Genomic DNA, 14,079 nt, shown 5'->3' on the forward strand with positions numbered 1-14,079 from the left:
GCTGCATTCCTACTGGCTCCAGCCCCGCCCGAGGGTTGGGCCGGGAAAATGCTTGCGTCACTTCGATTCATGAGGCGTCGACCTCGTCAAAACCGATAGCAACAACGCAGCCGCTGCCAGGGCCGCGGCAATAAAGCCCAGATTGATCGCTCCGACCCATTCGATTCCAAGCCCGCCGATCGATCCGGACAGTGCGATGGCGAGATAGAGGATGGCCTGGTTGAGCGAGATGAGGACGGCTGCGGCATCAGGTTTGAGCGAGATCAGGCGGTGTTGTTGAGGTGTCGTGATGGCAAAGGCTGCGACTCCATAGAACGCGATCATCACGAACGCCGCCAGCAGGCTTTGCGTCGCCAGCGGCAAGACCAGCATGGCGGCAATCAACCAAAGCAGGGCAAGAATCACAACTCTCGGCCCGCCAATACGGTCCGCAAGCATCCCGGCGCCCAGGTTTCCGATGGTCCCCACGATGCCTAGGGTCGTCATCAGCCCCGCCAGATAGAAGCTATTCGCCTGGGTGGCCGATTCAAAGATGATGCCGATATAGGTGTACGGCATATAGACCGCCGTGAAGGCCAAGAGCGTTACGCCGAGCACGGCAAGAATCCGGGGCTCCAACAACAGGCGGAATTGCTGGCGCAGTCCATGGGCAGCGTCAACGGCCAGTGTCGCGGGAATGGCGCGGAAGACGCCGATGACGCCGATCGCGGCGAGGCCCGTTGCCAGCCACATGGTCGATCGCCAGCCGAACACCCCGCCGAAGGCAGTACCCAAGGGCGCGCCCAACGCGGTCGCCGCGGTAAAGCCGCTGACCACCAGCGCGATGGCTTTGCCCCGATGCTCCGGCGCGACCATGGCAGCGGCGGTCACGGTGGCTGTCGGAACGAACATGCCCACGCCCAGCGCGGCCACGACCTGCCCAAGCAGGACTTGCAGGTAAGAGGGCGCGAGCGCGGTCCAGGCGCTGCCCAGGAGGTACACGGCCGATGCGGCGACCAGCACTGTCCTGCGTTGCCAGCGCACCGTCGCGGTCGTCAGGATCGGGCCTGCAATCGCGCAGGTCAGCGCGAATATCGTGATCACCTGGCCCGCGACGGAGGGGGAAATTTCAAGCGAGCGACTGAGCAGCGGTAGCAGACCCGCCAGCACGAATTCACCAGTTCCGACGACGAACACGCCGAAGGCGAGCATGGAAACTGCGAGCCACTGGCTCTTTGCCGCTGGACGGGGAGCCTCGCGTGAGGATGGCAATGTGGAATTGAGCATGACTGGTCCTTTTGGCGCTGCGACGCGGGCGCCGCGCCAAGTTGGCGATTTTTGGGGTGGGCCACACAAAGCCGCCGGCCTGAAAGCGGGGAGGCGCTGGTCGCCTCGTTTCCGCCTCTTGCCAGCGTGTTCATATCGACCCGTAGTTGAGTTCAGGTTTTCTTTAATATATACGACCGTACGTATATATGTCAAAGCCTGTAGCGACAGCGCGAGCCGACGTCCAGCGGCATGGAAGTGCCGCTTAGGGCGCGCTATTTCGGGCTTTTTTGCTGCTCATTGAGCGTTGATATACTCGCCCGGTTGCGATCCGGCCATGCCTCTGAAGGTTTGCGGCAATTCGCCTGAAATGATCGAGCAACCTCCGGAGCATCAGGCGAGATGGCTTGTTGAACCTGCTTGCAAAGCAGGCGCCGCACGAGAAACGAGTGAATTACGTAATGGGAGATATTGGATGCGCTTAAAGGCTCTTGCTCTGTGCTTGATGGCTGGATGGGGTACTGCCGCCGCGGCACAAGACAGCACGCAAACCCTGCAGCAAGCCTTGAGGCAGATACCGCAGGTAGTGCTTGCCTCCCCTGAAGCGATGCAGGTGTTCTTCATGGACGTGCAAGCCTGGCGGGGATTGGAGCAGGCTGGGCCGTCGGCCGATGGCATGCGCAGATTGGGCATCGCGCAATCGATCAGTCCGCTTCAATCCATCGGCTATGGCCTGGACCCGTGGTCCGATAACGCAAGAATCCGCTTTGATGAGCTGTCCTATTTCGCCGGATTTGGCCAGGCGCCCGGCAACGTTGCGTATTGGGGGCTGAAGGACAGGCAGGCCGCGGACAACTTGGTGGATCGCCTGAAACAGGCCGGTTTCGCTACGGTGAATGGCGATGTCGCGAGCGTGATCGCCAATGGCGAGGCCAACAAGCCCGACATGACCAAGGCCAACGGACGCGATCCGTGGAGAGGGACGATGGGCAGCGCAAGCTTCGTTCTGCCGCTGGATGCGGCGTTGGTGCAAGCGTCCGCGCCAACGGGAATGAAAATGCTGGGTCAGCCCAAGCCGTCCGTGGCGGACAGTGAAATCGTTGCTGCCTCTCTGACCGGTCTGAAGGAGGCGGTGCCCGCGGCCAACGGCCAGATCGTGCAGGCGGCGATCATATCGCCTGTGCTGGGATTGCAGGCTGCCGACCCGAGCAAGGTCATATCTTCCTCGCCGGACGATATGGAGACCGCGAAGCAGAAGCTCAAAGCCTTGGCCGAATCGAGCGGACGCGGCATCCCGCCTTACTTTGCGGGTGTGATTGCGGACGTGCAGATCAAGAATGCGCCTGCGGTCGTGATTTCGCTGTCCTATGCCGATTGCGCGACCGCCAAGCAGGCCGTGGACGGCGTGGCTGCCGCCTGGAAGCAAAGCATGGCCAACGCGGTGCAGGCCGAGGTTTCGGTGCGTACCGTCCCGGCCGGCAAGCTGTGCGCCGCAGTCGTCAGCGTGACGGCGCCGAAAGCGGAGAATGCCGGCAATCCGATACTGGCGCAGGTCATGAATCGCTACATGCGGCGCGAATTCACGGTCCTGCAGATCGGTTCGTCGCTCTGAACTTCCACCCCCGCCAGGGCCAGTCGTCATGCGCGGCAGACGGCCCAGGCAGAGGGAGGGCAGTTACGGACGCAAGCCGCAGATATCGCGCAACTGCGCGATGTCTGGTTCCACTCCCAGGCCCGCCTCGTTTCCGAGGTTGGCCTTTCCTTCGACGATCCTGCCCAATGCCGGGCTGAGTGCTGCGCGCAGGGGATTCTCGTTGGCATCGATTTCGAGCATGCCGCCGGCTTGTCCCCGTGCCGCCAGGATGTGCGCCGAGGCGAGCTGGCCGACGCCTGCGCCGAGGAAATGCGGGCAGTAGCGCAGTCCTGCCTGGTGGATCCGGTCGATGACGGGCAGGCAACCGGAAATGCCGCCCCATTTGGCCAGATCCGGCTGTACGACATGCAGCGTCTTGCTGTTGATCATCGCGTCGAAGGCATCAGGACCGATGAGGTTCTCTCCCGCCGCGAGCGGGATGCCCGCATTCTCAGCCAGCTGCGCCCATTCCGATAGGGGGCGGTCGGCGCGCAGCGGCTCCTCCAGCCATCCAGGCGTGAACTCGCTCAAGCGGCTGGCCATGCGCAGCGCGCCTGCCAGATCCCAGGCCTGGTTGGCGTCCAGCATGAGTTCATTGCCTTGGGGCAGCCGGGCATGAACCGTCCTCAGGTTTGAGAGGTCCCGCTCTTCGCCGAAGCCCACCTTGAGCTTGAACGCGCGATAGCCCTCCGCATGTTTGGCGAGCACCGTGTCCTCGGGACGATCCGGGTTGATGCCGCTTGCGTAGACACGGATCACACCTGAAGCGCCACCCAGGAACTGCCAAAGCGGAACGCCCGCCCGGCGGGACAGCATGTCCCACAGCGCGAGGTCGACCCCGGCAATCACCTGCGAGATGGGGCCCGGCTCGCCGGACTGGATGGCAAGCACCGCGGTGCGCGCGCTCATGTGGGCAAACGCCGCTTCAGCCGAGGCGTAGGGCTGGCCGACGACCAGCGGCGCCACTACGGTTTCAAGCAGGCGGGCGCGGTGTTCCGCGCCGCAGGCGGGAAAGTTGCACCAGACCTCCCCCCAGCCCACCGCGCCGTCCGCGTCTTCTACCCGCACGAGCAGGGCGGGGCGGTCATACATGGTGCCGAACGAGGTCTGTACCGGACGTTTGACGGGCCAGCGCAGGACGTAGGCCTCGACGCGCGCCAGCGTGAAAGGCCCGACGGCCGGGGACTGTTTGACATTAGGGTTTGTCATGGCTTTAAGATATTAAGTGCTGGTCTATAGTATGTTTAGCACTTACGGATTGCAACTCAGGTCTAACCCTCTATACACACCATGCGCCTTCCGTCCTTCATCTCGCGCCCGCTGCTCATCGCGGCGCCCTGGCTATGCATCCTCGCGCTGTGGCTGGCGGTACGCGCCAGCGGGCTTGTCAGCCCCGCCCTGGTGCCTTCGCCCGCGGCTGTCATCGAAAAGTTCATCGAGCTCTCCAAGGATCGCCTGTGGCTGGACATCTGGATGTCGGCGCGCCGCGTCTTCACCGGAGTCGCGCTGGGCATCCTCGCCGCGGTGCCGGTAGGTTTTTGCCTGGGCTGGTATCGCGGGCTGCGGGTCTTTATCGATCCCGTCATCAACTTCTTCCGCGCGCTTCCGCCGATCGCGCTGATTCCGCTGGTGATCGTCTACTTCGGGATCGGCGAATCGGCCAAGACCGTGATCCTGTTCTACGCCTCGTTCTTTGCCGGCGTCATCGTGATGTATGAAGGAATTGCGCAGATCAGCCCGATCTTCGTGCGCGTTGCCCGCACGCTGGGCGCCAATGACCTGGAAATCTTCGCCAAGGTCATAGTCCCGTTGACCGTGCCGCACATCCTGACGGCCATCCGGGTGGCGCTGGGCGTGGCCTGGGCCACGCTGGTGGCGTCTGAACTTATCGCCGCCCAGCAGGGGCTCGGCGCGCTCATCCAGAACGCGTCGTCGTTTTTCCAGCTGGACGTGATCTATGTCGGGATCATCTGCATCGGCCTCATCGCCATGCTGATGGACCTGGCCCTGAGGGCCGCAAGCCGGCACCTGGTCGCGTGGCAAGACCGCATCGCCTGAGACCATCCCGGACATCCATGACCATGACCATGAGCACCCAACTGCGCAGCGTGGATACCGCCACGCCGAAGCCGTCCCAGGAACCGAAAGTCAGGATCCGATTCGATAACGTCAGCGTGGATTTTCCTACCGCCACGGGGCCGATGAGGGTGGTGGACGGCGTGACCCTGGACATCCGGGAGGGCGAGTTCGTGTCCATCATCGGCCCGTCGGGCTGCGGCAAGACGACCTTGATGAATATCGTGGGCGGATTCGTACAGCCTAGCGCTGGCGCCGTGACGCTGGATGGGCAGCCCGTCACGGCCCCCGGGCCGGACCGGGGCGTGATCTTCCAGGAATACGGCGTGTTCCCGTGGCTCACGGTCCGCGGCAACATCGAATTTGGCATGAAGCTCGCGGCCAACAAGGTCAGTGCGCGGGAACGCGCCGAGATCTGCCAGCGCTATATGAAGCTGATGGGCCTGACCGACTTCGCCGATCACTTTCCCAAGCACCTGTCCGGCGGCATGCGGCAGCGCCTCGCGATTGCGCGCGCCTACGCCGTCAAGCCGCAGTTCCTGCTGATGGACGAGCCCTTTGGCGCGCTGGATGCGCAGACCCGGACCGCCATGCAGGACCTCCTGCTCGAAGTGCTGCAGACCGAAGGCAAGACGGTGATGCTGATCACCCATTCGGTAGAGGAAGCCATCTACCTGTCGTCAAAGATCGTCGTGGTCACTGCCCGGCCTTCAAAAGTCCGGAAGGTGATAGAGGTGCCTTTCGGCTACCCCCGTTCGGAGCGGGTCCACGAGGCCCCGCGCTTTGTCGAATTGAGCCGCGAGATCCGGGAACTGGTCATGTTCGAGTATCAAGCCCAGGCCCGCCAATCCGTCCGGCCGACCGATTGAGCCGGCGTCAGCAGCCCCACAGCAAGGAGACTCCATGAAGCTCGACCGCAGAACCCTACTCAAGGCCGGCATGGCCGCGTCCATCGCAGCAATCGCGGCGCCCGCCATCGGCCAGGCGCGCAAGAAGCTGCGCGTGGGCTACCTGCACACGCCCGCCGTCGACGGACATTTGTGGCTGGGCCTGCAGATGGGCAGCTACGCCAAGCACGGCCTGGAACTGGAGCCCATCGTCTTTACCACGGGCCTCGAGATCTTCCAGGCCATGATAGGCGGCAGTCTCGACGTGCTGGCCACCGGCGCCGTCGTTTCGAACTTCCCCGCCCGCGGGCAGGGCAAGGTCTTTCTTGTGAACGACATCGAGTACGGCACCGCCCAGCTATGGGTGCGCGACGAGTCGATCAAGACCGTGGCCGACCTGAAGGGCAAGCAGATCTCGACCACCACGGGCACGACCGCCCATGTGTTCCTGGACCGGGCCTTGCGCGCGGCCAAGCTCGACCCGGGCAAGGACGTGCAGATCGTCAATCAGCGCATGGCCGATGCCGTGACCTCGTTTGTATCCGGGGCGGTCAGCGCGGTCGCGCTGTGGGTGCCGTTCGACACGATCGTCAGGTCCAAGGTCCCCCAGGCACGCATGCTGATCGACGCTTCCGCGTTCTATCCGGAGGCGGCGATCATGGGCGGATGGGCTGCCAGGAATGATTTCTACGAGGCCCAGAAGCCGGCCATCCGCAGCCTCATCGCCGCCTGGGGCGAGGCCAACGACGCCATCGTGAAAACTCCGGACGCCGCGGTGGAAACGCTGCAGAAGACGCAGTACAAGGATGTGCCGCTGGCCGAGTTCAAGGCGCAGTTCAAACAGGCTAAGTATTTCTCCACGGCCGAATGGCGCACCAAGTACGAGGACGGCTCAGTGACCCGCTGGCTGCAGCAGGTGACCGACTTCTTCGCGCAGGCGGGGAATATCCCGAATCCGGTACCCGCCTCGCGCTACTTCGATCCTTCGGCCTATCTGGAGGCGATCAAGGCATGAGCATTGCGGCTGGCACGGGCTTTGATTACATCGTCATCGGCAGCGGCTCCGCTGGATGCGTGCTGGCCAATCGGCTCAGCCGCGATCCCGCGGTGCGCGTGCTGCTGCTGGAGGCCGGTGCGGCGGCGCGTAACTTCTGGCTCAAGCTTCCGGTGGGCTATTTCAAGACCATCTACGATCCACGGTTTTCCCGGCTGTTTCCGGTCGAGGCCCAGGCCGAGACCGGCAATCGCACCATCCTCTGGCCGCGCGGGAAAGCGCTGGGCGGTTCTAGCGTCATCAACGGTCTGTTGTATATCCGCGGGCAGCATGAGGACTACGATGATTGGGCCGATCTTGGCGCTGCGGGCTGGGGCTATCGGGACGTGCTGCCGTATTTCAAGAAATCCGAACGCTACGACGCAGGCGAGTCCGAGTACCACGGGGCGTCGGGCGAACTCCGTGTCTCCAACCTGCGCAATGATCATCCCTACACGGCTGCGTGGGTGGAAGCAGCGGTCGAGTCCGGCTGCCGGCGAAATGACGACTTCAACGGCGCCGAATCGGAGGGTGTGGGGTCCTATCAACTGACGCTCGGCAGCCGTTGGCGTTGCGACGCCGCGACCGCCTTCCTGAATCCGGCCCGGTCACGCCCGAATCTGGTGATCGAGACCGGGGCCCACGTCACGCGCATCCTGATCGAAGACGGCCGGGCGCTAGGCGCAGAGTGGATGCAGGATGGCCAACTGAAACGCGCGATGGCGGACGCCGAGGTGGTGCTTGCCGCCGGCGCGCTGCAATCGCCCCAGGTGCTGCAGCTCTCCGGTGTGGGCGACGCGGCGCTGCTTGCCAGGCATGGCATCGCCGTCGCGGCGCATTCGCCGGAAGTCGGCCGCAACCTGCAGGACCATTACCAGGCGCGCGTGATCGTCAAATTGAAGCAGCGCATGTCGCTCAACGACGCGGTGCGCAATCCGTTCAGCCTCGCTGGGATGGGGGCGCAGTGGCTGTTCCAGGGCAGGGGACCGCTTACGGTGGGCGCGGGCCAGGTCGGCGGACTGGCGGCGACCGAGCACGCGGTGGGCGGCCGGGCAGACATACTCTTCAATGTCATGCCGTTGTCGGTCGACAAACCCGGCGACCCGCTGCATCGGTTTTCCGGATTCTCCGCGTCGGCCACGCAATGCCGGCCCGATTCGCGCGGAAATGTGGAGATCGTGGGCACGGATCCCTTTGCATCGCCGCGTATCGTTTCGAACTACCTGACCGAGCCGCGCGATGCGAAGGTCCTGGTCGCGGGGTTGCGCATGTTGCGCGATATCTATGCCCAGCCGTCGTTCCGCGACTTGGTGACCGGCGTAGAGTACCTGCCGGGGAACGACGTGACGACTGCCGCTGCATTGGAGCAATTCGCCCGCAACAAGGGCGGAACGGTATTCCATCCCGCCGGCACCTGCCGCATGGGCGGCGATGCCGGATCGGTGGTCGATGCGCGCTTGCGCGTCCGCGGGATCGAGCGCTTGCGGGTCATCGACGCTTCGGTCATGCCCCGCATGGTGTCGACGAACACGAACGCCGCCGCGATCATGATCGGCGAGAAGGGCGCCGCGCTGATCCTGGAGGACGCGCGCGGCGGAGTCCGGCCACCCACGCGTGATATAGTCGCGGACACTTTGACGCCATGATTCTCGACACCGCCCAAGCCCCTCTTTACGTTCAACTTTCGGATCTGTTCCGACAGCGGATCCTGAAGGGCGTGTGGAAGAACGGTGACAAATTGCCCTCGCTCGACGCGCTGGCCGAAGAGTTCCACGTGGCCAAGGTCACGGTGCGCCAGGCGATCGAAAGGCTCACCCGCGACGGGCTGCTTTCACCGCAACGGGGGCGCGGTACCTTCGTGACGGGGGAGCCCCAGGACAACCGTTGGTTCCGGGTCGAGACCACGCTCGAGAACCTGTCCAGCGTCTATCGGGATACGCACCCGACCATACTCAATATCGACGAGTCGACGCGCACGCCATTGCTGAACGAGTCCGACGGCGTTGCCGCGGAGAAGTACGTCTTCATGCGGCGTATCCATACGCGCAACGGGCAGCCGTATTGCGTCATCAATATCTACCTGGACGCCGCCATCTTTGCAAAGCACCCCACGCGCTTTCGCAAGGAAACCGTCATTCCTATTCTGATGGGCATGTCCTCGGTGGATATCGTCTCCGCCCGCCAGGTGCTGACTATATCGACAGCCGATGTCGAGGTGGCGCAGCATTTGGGCATCAATGTGAATGCGCCCGTGGCGGAAGTCCGGCGCGTGTTCACCGGGCCGGAGCGACGCGTCATCTACCTGGGTGAGGTGACCTATCGCGGCGATTTCGTGCGCATGGAAATCGATCTGAAGCCCTGATGGCGGAAAGGCTGCCCGTCGCGTTTGCGTGGGCAAGCCTGTCGTGCACGCGTCCCGGGATTATCGGACGTCGGCCAGTCCTTCAATGGCGCCGCGCGCGTGGACGATGAACGCCGCTGTTTCGGCCTGATGCCGCTGCGCCAGATCGTCTTCCTCTTGCCCCAGATAGATCGCTCGTGCCTTGCCGAGGACGGCGCGATAGGGCGGTTCCAACCTTTCCAGCAGCCACGTCGCCGCCAGTTCCTTCGAGGCGATGCCGCCGGATACGGCCGTGTACCAGATGCGGGCCAGCGCGAGGATGATGTGTTTTTCATCGCCGGCCCAGTCTTCGGGCGCGTTCCACTGCGCAACGGTGTCGAGCAGCGCCCGCCTCAGATCGTCGCGGGGCACGGCCTCGAAAATCTGGTCGGCCTGCGGGCCCATGATGGGGATGCTGTGGCCACGGGCCTTGGTGAGCAGGATGGCCAGGTCGTGGTCCAGCATGGGCGGCTCCACGACGCCCGCCTCCAGTTCGGCGCGCAGCCACTCTCCGAACTGGAGCTCGCGCCTGGCCGGGTGGCGCCAGGGCACGATGTGTGCACGCGCCAGCACTGTGACTTCCAGTGCGCGCAAGCTGGGCGATGAACCCGGTGGAGCGGATGCAGCCAGCAAAGCCATGGCCAGCGCACGGAGCGCGGCCTCGCCGGGCGGCTGGGCGACGCTGACGAGCAGGTCGATATCGCTGTGGGGTTGCAGCCCGCCGTCCACGGCGGAGCCGAACAGGTGGATGGCGGCAAGGCCAGTGCCGAGATGCCGTTCGATGAGGCTTTTGGCTTGCGCGATCTGGGGGACGATGGGAGGAGGGATCAGTAGGGCCATGCGTCGATAGTAGCCAAGATTTCGCGCAGCCGGCAGACCGATGGCTGTAGCGGCGAACTGTTCGTTCCCGCAGGCCACGGCTGCGAAGCTGACGCTGGTACTATGCCGGCGCTAGGCCCGAGTCCCATGATCCCCATGAGCCCAAGACAGGCACCGAGATGATCCGTTTACTGTTCCGAGCAGGCGCCCTGGCCGCAGGCGTCCTGATGACGATGGCCAGCCAGGCGCAATCGCCGGCGCAACCCGCCAATATCGGCGGCTGGCGCCAAGTGTCGGATAGCCAGTTCAACCGCCAATTCCATTTCTCGATGCTGCCCAGCGTGGCGGCCATCGGCAGCAACTGGGCGGTCTACGACTCCCGCGCGGGGAAGGTGGTGTGCTGCCTGGTCGTGGCAGGGCCCGAAGTTTCCGAAGAGCAGTTGGGTAGCGTCTACGACATTCCGGGCCCCTGGATCACCGATCTGACCAATGGCTGGAACCTGGACGCGGCGCCTTACCGGCCGCGCGTGCAGTTGCTGCGGGTCGACGGGGAGTTGCGCGACTACGAGTTCGCCGATGTCGGCGACGGGGTCGGCGGGCTGCTGGTGCCCGACCATGCCGATGCGGCCGCAGCACGTACGCTGGAGATCGATGGCCAGCGCTATGCCGTGGAGCGCAAGGATACGGCGCTCGCCGACGATGATGGCGGCGTTTATACGTATAGCCTGCGCCCAACCCATGGCGGCGCGCCGCTGAAGATCGAGGTTCCCATCGGAACCTATTGAGCAAGGGAGGCAGCGATCAGCGCATGAACCTGACCCTGCAAGTCGAGGACGCCCCGCTTACTGACGACGACATCCTGCTGCTGCGCAAATGCAGCCGCGGGAGACTGCTGATGGCCGGGTTCGGCGTCTTCGTGGTGCTGCTGCTGGCGCTTGCCGTGTTGACCTTTATCGCGCTTGGCCTGTCCGAGTGGCGCACGCTGGACTTCGGCGTGGGCGCGATATTGCTGGCGGCCATCACCGTGATGGGAGCGCTGGCGGTGTTTTTCGGGCGCAAGCTGCTGCGCATGCCGCGAGGCTGGCGCAGCCTCGACCGGGCGCTCAAGGGACGGCTGGCCAAGCAGATCGTTTCAGGCCGGCTGACCTCATTCGGTCCGGGCGGCTCGACGCCGGGCGTGTGCTACGGATTCGGCGTGCAGCGCGTGGAGGCAGCCTTGCCGTTCTGGAACGAGATCGCCAGCGACACCCGTAGCGGGCACGGGCCGGTGACGGCCGTGGGCTTGACGGATCTGCCCGTGCGCCTGCACCTGCTGACCCTGCAGCCAGACGCGCCTGCCGTGCTGTTGCGGGCGGAATACCCCATGAGCGCGGAGTCCCTGGTCGCTGTCGAGGAAATCAGCGATGCCGACCGTGCGGCCGTGCGCAGGGAAGAGTTGGACGCGCGCAAGTTCATGCTGATCTTTGCCCTTGTGCCGCTGGTGGGAGGGCTGTTTTTGCCCCCACTGCTGTTCGTCGCGGCGATCTTTGCGATGCTGGGGATGCTGTTCGGCATGCGCAGTCGCAAACTGCAGCGGGGGCTATACAAACATGGTGTGCGGGGAGTGGTCGAAGAGGCCGTGGTCTATCGGTTGCGCAGCCCCAACTCCTCGATCGTCTCGTTGGTCCACAACTACCGTATCGGCGGCGTGATGTATCGGGTCGAATACCTGGGCGACGTGGTCGAACCGGGCAGGTGCGTCGAGTTCGAATTCCTGGATGGCGGCCTGAAGGGGCAGACCGCACTGTTCTTCCGCGTGGACGGCGAGCCTGCGTAGGCGTCAATGAATCGGCGGGATTGTCATCAGTGGATTCCGCCAAGCAAAAGGAGAGTAGTGTGTCCGTACCCATAGACGTGTCCGGCGAGCCCGCAGGCTCGGTGAGCGAGGCAGGGCATTATCTGGTGAGCCTGACCGCGGCGGGCAGCCATGTCTTCGCACGCGAAGCAGGGCGCGGCAATCTGATCATCGGCCCGGCCGGCATGGGCAAGAAGGCTGATCTGCACGTGGCTGGCGACGAGGCCATCAACTGGGCTGCATTTGAACCGTTCTCCACGCCTGCCGGCTCGCCGTGGCCGCGGCATATCGATTATTACGGCAACGACAGCGGTTTCTTCGGCTGGTCGCAGGATCGTGAAATCGAGCAGTTCAGCTGGGCGCCGGCATACTCAGGCAGGCGCGCCATCGACGCAGGCGCAGCAAGAATCGAGACGCTGCGCATCCGGCTGAACCAGGTGTCGGGGCATCTTGAAGCCAGGTTGCCTCAAGTCCGTGACCTGGAGCTGTTTGGCGACCTGACGCGCATTGCCGTGGCAGGCGAACTGCCCGACATGTTGTTGCTGCGGCCGGCGCTGGGGCGCCGGACTGGCGCGACGCCTTACGCCTTGCCCGACCTCGGCCCGCTGCAGGAAGTGCGCGCGCTGGCGCTGCACGGCGCGCCGCTGGGGCAGCCCATTTCGCTGCAGGGAATCGATCGCTTTCCGGCGTTGGAGAGTCTGTCGCTCTGGGGCGGCTTCAGCGGCTGGGAGGCGCTTGCCCGCCTGCCGCGCCTGACAAGTCTGGAGATCCGGTTCACGCCCGATCTGGACGGCTTGCCGGAACTGGCCAGTTGGCCCGCGCTGGATAGGTTCATCGCCTACAACGTCGACGAAGCCGCGGGCAAGCGCTTGAAGGCGCAGATGAAGGCGCGGGAGAAGGTCCGCGCATGGGGCGGTTACAACTCCGTCTCCCAACTGCGCAAGCGGGAGTGGTGGCAAAGCGAGTACGGCCGGCCATTCTCGGGCTGGAACAGCCGCATGGCGAAGTCGGCGAATTCGGCCTACGACACGGCCCGGTCGGCGCTGGAAAGCGCAAGCAATGCCGCCGAGGTGCAAGCCGCAATCTCCGCCTTTACCCGCCACTTCAACGGCATGAAGGGGATCGAGACCGCGGAGCGCGAAGACATAGGCGAGGCGGTGTGGCAGTTCAGCCAGCTTGCTCAGGTCGAACGGCTGGGCGTAAGCGATGCGCAGACGCAGCGCTGGTTCGACGAGGCGAGGGACTACTGAGGCTTTGCTTCCCGCCCCGCGCCGCGGCCGGCGGGCGTGGATTGCTTCGCACAGGCTATTTACGGAGGCTACGCGGGCTACTTCATGGATCCGGACGGACATTTGTGGGAAGTGGTCTACAACCCTCAGATGCTGCCTTAGGAATAGTTGCGTATCGCTCTGTTACGGTGGTGCGAGGCCGCTTCCTTTAAGCTGCGCCGGTCTCAATTCTGATGGAGCTGGCGCATGTTCAAGCCCTTGATTTCCGTGGCGTCGATGGTTGCATTGCTGGGGGTGGGCGGCATGGTCCAGGCCCAGGACCTGGTCCTGCCTTCCATTCCCGAAGCGACGGATGCGATCGTCGACATGCTGGCGGACACGGGCATGCCCCGGCCGTCCAAGGTCAAGCTAGGCACCTGTATTCCGGCGGTGGACGCCACGTATCCGGGCCAGGTCGCCTGCACGGTCGCGGTGACCTTGGGGGCCGCGGTCAGCGGGAACCAGATGGACTTCTACAAACAGGATGGCAAGTGGAAAGCGCAGCCCAGCGTTTCCCAGGATAAGCTGCCGTTTCCTGATCCCAAGCTGGATTGAGAACGACCTCCGGCGTGGCGACGGGCACATGCACTTCAACCAGGAGAAAGTCATGCCGTTCGTCAGTATCCGCATTACCCGCGATGGCGTTACCGCCGAGCAAAAGGCGCAGGTCATCCGCGAAGTAACCGAGACGCTAGAACGCGTGCTGCACAAGCCCCCGGAGTGGACGCATGTCGTGATCGAGGAAATCGATACGGACAACTGGGGCTTCGGGGGAGTGACGACCACCGAGATGCGGGCGGGCAGGGCGCCGACGCCGGGCGTCAAACCGCAAGGCAGGGGCTAGGAATGCCGGCCCGGGCTGCAAGGCTCTGCCATGCAGGAACCCGGGCGCCGCAAGCGCGTC

The 14,079-nt window shown here is 64.3% G+C and carries 14 protein-coding genes and 1 pseudogene; 12 read left to right on the forward strand and 3 right to left on the reverse strand.

Features of this window, described 5'->3' with window-relative positions:
* Positions 1-57 precede the first annotated feature (57 nt).
* A complete protein-coding gene (locus AC6LKD_RS03760; RefSeq protein ID WP_498115138.1) occupies positions 58-1,266 on the reverse strand; it encodes an MFS transporter in 1,209 nt (402 codons plus the stop codon).
* A gap of 601 nt (positions 1,267-1,867) precedes the next feature.
* Between AC6LKD_RS03760 and AC6LKD_RS03765 the strand changes: the two genes are divergently transcribed.
* Entirely contained in the window at positions 1,868-2,857 is a 990-nt protein-coding gene (locus AC6LKD_RS03765) for a hypothetical protein (protein WP_498115139.1), read from the forward strand.
* Between the two features lie 63 nt (positions 2,858-2,920).
* Here the strand turns inward: AC6LKD_RS03765 and AC6LKD_RS03770 are convergent, their stop codons facing one another.
* Positions 2,921-4,087, reverse strand: coding sequence for a mandelate racemase/muconate lactonizing enzyme family protein (locus tag AC6LKD_RS03770; protein ID WP_498115141.1), 1,167 nt, complete (start codon positions 4,085-4,087; stop codon positions 2,921-2,923).
* Between the two features lie 81 nt (positions 4,088-4,168).
* Here AC6LKD_RS03770 and AC6LKD_RS03775 point away from each other — a divergent pair, with 81 nt between their 5' ends.
* The 5 genes from AC6LKD_RS03775 to AC6LKD_RS03795 are packed head-to-tail and all read left to right on the forward strand — an operon-like array spanning position 4,169 to position 9,236.
* A complete protein-coding gene (locus AC6LKD_RS03775; protein ID WP_498115142.1) occupies positions 4,169-4,936 on the forward strand; it encodes an ABC transporter permease in 768 nt (255 codons plus the stop codon).
* Between the two features lie 29 nt (positions 4,937-4,965).
* Entirely contained in the window at positions 4,966-5,823 is an 858-nt protein-coding gene (locus AC6LKD_RS03780; protein WP_498115143.1) for an ABC transporter ATP-binding protein, read from the forward strand.
* Positions 5,824-5,857: 34 nt separating this feature from the next.
* Complete coding sequence (locus tag AC6LKD_RS03785) at positions 5,858-6,856, forward strand: ABC transporter substrate-binding protein (protein ID WP_498115144.1); 999 nt, start codon at positions 5,858-5,860, stop codon at positions 6,854-6,856.
* Positions 6,853-8,520 carry a GMC family oxidoreductase gene (locus AC6LKD_RS03790; RefSeq protein WP_498115146.1) on the forward strand — a complete coding sequence of 556 codons (1,668 nt, stop codon included), beginning with the start codon at positions 6,853-6,855 and terminating at the stop codon, positions 8,518-8,520. The genes AC6LKD_RS03785 and AC6LKD_RS03790 overlap by 4 nt, the downstream gene beginning before the upstream one ends.
* A complete protein-coding gene (locus tag AC6LKD_RS03795) occupies positions 8,517-9,236 on the forward strand; it encodes a GntR family transcriptional regulator (protein ID WP_498115147.1) in 720 nt (239 codons plus the stop codon). Before AC6LKD_RS03790 ends, AC6LKD_RS03795 begins: the two co-directional genes overlap by 4 nt.
* 60 nt (positions 9,237-9,296) lie before the next feature.
* On the opposite strand, the gene AC6LKD_RS03800 is transcribed toward AC6LKD_RS03795, so the two are convergent.
* Entirely contained in the window at positions 9,297-10,094 is a 798-nt protein-coding gene (locus AC6LKD_RS03800; RefSeq protein ID WP_498115149.1) for an aminoglycoside adenylyltransferase family protein, read from the reverse strand.
* Positions 10,095-10,252: 158 nt separating this feature from the next.
* Here AC6LKD_RS03800 and AC6LKD_RS03805 point away from each other — a divergent pair, with 158 nt between their 5' ends.
* The 6 genes and pseudogenes from AC6LKD_RS03805 (at position 10,253) to AC6LKD_RS03830 (ending at position 14,019) form a co-directional block, all read left to right on the forward strand.
* On the forward strand, positions 10,253-10,858 hold the full coding sequence (locus AC6LKD_RS03805) for a hypothetical protein (protein ID WP_498115150.1): 606 nt from the start codon (positions 10,253-10,255) through the stop codon (positions 10,856-10,858).
* A 23-nt stretch (positions 10,859-10,881) separates the two neighbouring features.
* Positions 10,882-11,889, forward strand: coding sequence for a hypothetical protein (locus AC6LKD_RS03810; RefSeq protein ID WP_498115151.1), 1,008 nt, complete (start codon positions 10,882-10,884; stop codon positions 11,887-11,889).
* A 59-nt stretch (positions 11,890-11,948) separates the two neighbouring features.
* Entirely contained in the window at positions 11,949-13,157 is a 1,209-nt protein-coding gene (locus AC6LKD_RS03815; RefSeq protein WP_498115152.1) for a hypothetical protein, read from the forward strand.
* A 60-nt stretch (positions 13,158-13,217) separates the two neighbouring features.
* Positions 13,218-13,298 (forward strand): annotated as a pseudogene (locus tag AC6LKD_RS03820) (VOC family protein); the annotation flags it as partial.
* Positions 13,299-13,382: 84 nt separating this feature from the next.
* Positions 13,383-13,730: a hypothetical protein gene (locus tag AC6LKD_RS03825; RefSeq protein ID WP_498115154.1), complete on the forward strand. Its 348-nt coding sequence runs from the start codon at positions 13,383-13,385 to the stop codon at positions 13,728-13,730.
* Between the two features lie 52 nt (positions 13,731-13,782).
* Complete coding sequence (locus tag AC6LKD_RS03830) at positions 13,783-14,019, forward strand: tautomerase family protein (RefSeq protein WP_207464147.1); 237 nt, start codon at positions 13,783-13,785, stop codon at positions 14,017-14,019.
* The last annotated feature ends 60 nt before the right edge of the window (positions 14,020-14,079 follow it).

This window comes from Achromobacter sp. D7-1, assembly GCF_059760445.1.

What these genes read in the sequence shown, in the direction of transcription:
- AC6LKD_RS03760 (WP_498115138.1), bottom strand. Translation starts at nt 1,266, where the DNA reads ATGCTCAATTCCACATTGCCATCCTCACGCGAGGCTCCCCGTCCAGCG.
- AC6LKD_RS03765 (WP_498115139.1), top strand. Translation starts at nt 1,868, where the DNA reads ATGGACGTGCAAGCCTGGCGGGGATTGGAGCAGGCTGGGCCGTCGGCC.
- AC6LKD_RS03770 (WP_498115141.1), bottom strand. Translation starts at nt 4,087, where the DNA reads ATGACAAACCCTAATGTCAAACAGTCCCCGGCCGTCGGGCCTTTCACG.
- AC6LKD_RS03775 (WP_498115142.1), top strand. Translation starts at nt 4,169, where the DNA reads ATGCGCCTTCCGTCCTTCATCTCGCGCCCGCTGCTCATCGCGGCGCCC.
- AC6LKD_RS03780 (WP_498115143.1), top strand. Translation starts at nt 4,966, where the DNA reads ATGAGCACCCAACTGCGCAGCGTGGATACCGCCACGCCGAAGCCGTCC.
- AC6LKD_RS03785 (WP_498115144.1), top strand. Translation starts at nt 5,858, where the DNA reads ATGAAGCTCGACCGCAGAACCCTACTCAAGGCCGGCATGGCCGCGTCC.
- AC6LKD_RS03790 (WP_498115146.1), top strand. Translation starts at nt 6,853, where the DNA reads ATGAGCATTGCGGCTGGCACGGGCTTTGATTACATCGTCATCGGCAGC.
- AC6LKD_RS03795 (WP_498115147.1), top strand. Translation starts at nt 8,517, where the DNA reads ATGATTCTCGACACCGCCCAAGCCCCTCTTTACGTTCAACTTTCGGAT.
- AC6LKD_RS03800 (WP_498115149.1), bottom strand. Translation starts at nt 10,094, where the DNA reads ATGGCCCTACTGATCCCTCCTCCCATCGTCCCCCAGATCGCGCAAGCC.
- AC6LKD_RS03805 (WP_498115150.1), top strand. Translation starts at nt 10,253, where the DNA reads ATGATCCGTTTACTGTTCCGAGCAGGCGCCCTGGCCGCAGGCGTCCTG.
- AC6LKD_RS03810 (WP_498115151.1), top strand. Translation starts at nt 10,882, where the DNA reads ATGAACCTGACCCTGCAAGTCGAGGACGCCCCGCTTACTGACGACGAC.
- AC6LKD_RS03825 (WP_498115154.1), top strand. Translation starts at nt 13,383, where the DNA reads ATGTTCAAGCCCTTGATTTCCGTGGCGTCGATGGTTGCATTGCTGGGG.
- AC6LKD_RS03830 (WP_207464147.1), top strand. Translation starts at nt 13,783, where the DNA reads ATGCCGTTCGTCAGTATCCGCATTACCCGCGATGGCGTTACCGCCGAG.